At 34.6% G+C, this 3,632-nt stretch carries 3 protein-coding genes; all 3 read left to right on the top strand.

Annotation, left to right across the window (positions count from 1 at the left end; genetic code table 11):
- The first annotated feature begins 12 nt into the window (after positions 1-12).
- Genes AC06OU_RS00425 through AC06OU_RS00415 form a run of 3 tightly spaced genes read left to right on the top strand, consistent with a single transcriptional unit; the run spans position 13 to position 3,630 of the window.
- Positions 13-1,446: a spore germination protein gene (locus tag AC06OU_RS00425; protein WP_475853362.1), complete on the top strand. Its 1,434-nt coding sequence runs from the start codon at positions 13-15 to the stop codon at positions 1,444-1,446.
- Between the two features lie 14 nt (positions 1,447-1,460).
- Complete coding sequence (locus AC06OU_RS00420) at positions 1,461-2,540, top strand: GerAB/ArcD/ProY family transporter (RefSeq protein WP_475853361.1); 1,080 nt, start codon at positions 1,461-1,463, stop codon at positions 2,538-2,540.
- Positions 2,533-3,630, top strand: a complete 1,098-nt coding sequence (locus AC06OU_RS00415) for a Ger(x)C family spore germination protein (RefSeq protein ID WP_475853359.1) — start codon at positions 2,533-2,535, stop codon at positions 3,628-3,630. The genes AC06OU_RS00420 and AC06OU_RS00415 overlap by 8 nt, the downstream gene beginning before the upstream one ends.
- Positions 3,631-3,632: the final 2 nt, after the last annotated feature.

Genomic DNA, 3,632 nt, shown 5'->3' with positions numbered 1-3,632 from the left:
GTAAAAAAACCGATGCTTGCATATTTTATGGATGGTACCACATCGACGAATGCTTTGGTTGAAAAAAGGATTAGGTATTATAAAGAGATTACTAAAGATAATAATGACGTTTTATATAAAAATATCCCAACTAACGAAGGCATTGTTACGATTATTTTTTCTCAATCCTTAACAGATAGCAAAACTTTAGAAATAATGGTTTTAATTCCTTTAGCAAATTATATTCACCAAATACATCAGGTGGCAGAACATATGAACCCCTCAAATATTGGTGAGATTACACAAAAACTTGCTACTGGTGAAACGTTATTATACTTCCATGAGACAAACCAACTGTTAAGTATTCATACGTATAGTGTAAAGGAGCGGGAAGTAACTACTTCAGAGATGGAGAGTACATTCATTGGCCCTCAAGATGTATTTACTGAATCCATACAGACAAATCTTTCGCTTGTTAAAAGACGAATAGTTAATCCAATGCTTAAAAATGAAGACTTAACAATAGGAAGCGTTACAAATACGAAAATCACTATTCTCTATATAGAGGATTTAGTAGATAAAGCAGCTCTCGAGCAATTAAAGAGTCGCTTAGCCAAGCTTGATTATCCTAAGTTCTTTGATATTTCTATTCTTATGCAGTTAATAGAAGATAATCCGTATTCACTATTTCCTCAATATTATATGACTGTAAAACCGGATACCACATCACATTATCTTGCAGACGGCAGAATAGTTATTTTAATGGATAACAGTCAAGCAGCTCTTGTATGCCCAACCTCCTTTTTAGAAATGTTCATTAGTGCTGAGGATTATTACAATCGCTGGCCATCTGCTAGCTTAGTTAGATCTCTTCGATTTTTTGGTTTTTTCTTAACCATTATGCTTACTCCAACTTATATATCCGCATTAACCTTTCACCAGGAGGTTCTTCCTTATGAGCTCCTATTAAATCTTCAAGAATCTAGAATGAAAGTGCCTTTCTCTCCTCTGTTTGAGGTGTTATTTATTGAGCTAATTGTAGAGGTATTAAAAGAAGCAGGAGCAAGGATGCCTGCAAAAATTGGCCAAACGATAGGGATTGTTGGAGGTATTGTTATTGGTACTGCAGCGGTTGAAGCTGGCCTTGTAAGTAATATTTTAATCGTTATTGTGGCAACTTCTGCCCTGTTGTCCTTCCTTCCACCAGTCTTCCATATGAGTAATACGAGCAGGACTATTCGTTATGTCTTTATACTTTCAGCTGGTATTTTTGGTTTGTTTGGTCAAATGCTTGCATTTGCTTGGCTAATTGCCCACTTATTAAGAGTAAAATCCCTCGGTACGGCTTTTATGTCAACAGTCATACCGAGAAGGATGTCTGACTTGATGGATAGTGTTGTACGTTTTCCAATAGCTTTCTTAAAGAGGAAAAGTGGAATTTCTCGTTCCAAAAAACGAAGTATATAGGTAGGTGAACATACCTGAGTGCTAACAAAGAGAGTTTAAAAGGCTATCATGTCATTTTTTTGGTACAGAGTATTATGTTTGGTACAGGAGTTTTGTCACTGCCTGAAAGATTGAGTAGTCTTGGCTACAGCCAGGCATTGATGCCAATCCTATTTGGAATAATCGCAAGTATATCTCTATGGCCAATGATCTGGTTATGTTCAAAATATCATTCAAAGAACTTGTTTGAGATTAATGAGGAAATATTAGGTAAGCCTTTAGGGAAGTGTATTAACGCCTTTATAGTCATTCAGTTAGTGTTACTAGCCACTGCTAAGGTCAGCAATTATGTACAGCTGATTCAAAGCACGGCTCTCCAAGAACAAAATACAAGCATACCTCTTATTTTAGTTTTGCTATTGGTATTGTATATCGTTAATGGTGGTATAAAAAATGTCGCTAGATTTTGTATAATGGCATTTTTTATTACAATACCGATAGTTTATTTTTTAAAATGGTCTATAAATAAAGGCGACATAAGCCATGTTTTTCCTGTGTTTAATCACAGTTGGAATGATTTTTTTGTGGCATTTGACCAAGGCTTTAATACTGTATTCGGATATGAGGTAATATTAATATTCTTTCCTTATATTATTAATAAACAAAAAGCGTTTAAGCATGCATTAATAGGTATTTGGATTAGTGTATCTTTGTTCTTCTTGACTACCCTGGTAAGTGTTATGTATTTTTCTGAATGGCAGCTAAGTAATGTTCAGTACTCTGTTTTACATCTATTTAAAGCAGGGGGATTTTCTTTTGTGGAGAGAATAGATATTTTTGGTATTACCTTGTGGGTATTTTTAGTGCTTTCATCTGTGTCAGGATATATCTGGGCTTCTATGAAAGGTGTAAATTCTATTATATCCAAAAGAAAAAGTTCCCACGTTTATATAATAGCTACCACCATTTTCGTAATCCTCACGCTACCGCTTTCTCATGAAAATTTAGAGAGGGCTTTTATTGTAAGTTATAGAATTGGTTATGGATTATTACTGTGGCCAATTATTTTAATTGCCCTTCACTTTATTAAAAAAAGCAGGTGGAATCATGAGTAAAAAAAACATTTTAATATTATTAATAGGAATGGTTTTTTTGACGGGCTGCAATTTGAATGAAAAGAAGGTCCCGATTGAAGGTATTGATATGGTAGGAGTTCTTGGATTTGACTATGAGGAAGAAGGAACTTATAAGCTAACTGCAGCCATTCCTCAAAAGTCCAAGTATGCTAATGAAAGAACACAAATTTATACAACTACAACTGAATTAGTCACAACAGGAATGGTCGACATTGAGAAAAAAACAGAGAAAAAAGTAGTTCTAAATCAATTACGTGTCATTTTATTTAGTGAGGAATTTGCTACTAGTGGAAAGGTTGAAGAAGTAATCAAGCATTTATACCGAAATACACAAGTAGGCAATGAGGTTTTGCTAGCTATTGTAAAAGGTAGCGCTGAGGAGTTAATGCGACAGGATTATACGGACAAGGCAAGCGTCATAAACTATGTCACTGACCTGCTCCAGCCAAGTGTAAACTTAGCATTTAACCCAAATACTAATATACATGACTTGATGTATACACAAACTAATCCTAATATAGATTCAATTATGCCTGTAATTGAACTTAAAGGGAAAAAGTTGGAGTTAACTGGTGTCGCCTTATTTAAAGGGGATCATATGGAAAACGTACTTCACCCAGATGATGCCTTATATATTCAAGCAATACAGGGGAAGAAAAAATTATCTCCTTTTACCTTAAAGGTAGGGGGAGGAGATACACTCTTACTTGATTTCATTGATAACAGCGTAAAAATTATAAGTAATAAAAGCTTAGAATCCCCAAGATTAAAAATTATACTTAAGATAGAGGGAACGATGTCAGAGTATAAAGGTAAAAGTGCTACCTTTAAAGACCCGGAAATCATGGAAAGATTAGAAAAAGATGCAGAGAAGGATTTAGAAAAAAAAATCAATGATTTCTTAGAAGAAATGCAAAAATTAGAGGTCGATCCCATTGGATTGACAGAAAACGTACGTCGACATCAGCGAGTTAAGTGGGATACTGAGCTTACCCGTAAAACTATAAGTAAAATGAAGTGGGATATTGAGGTTGATATGTCTATTTTAAGTACAGGTGTACTTCACTAGAA

It is taken from the genome of Psychrobacillus sp., from assembly GCF_056205495.1.
This window is presented reverse-complemented; position numbering and strand designations above follow the sequence as displayed.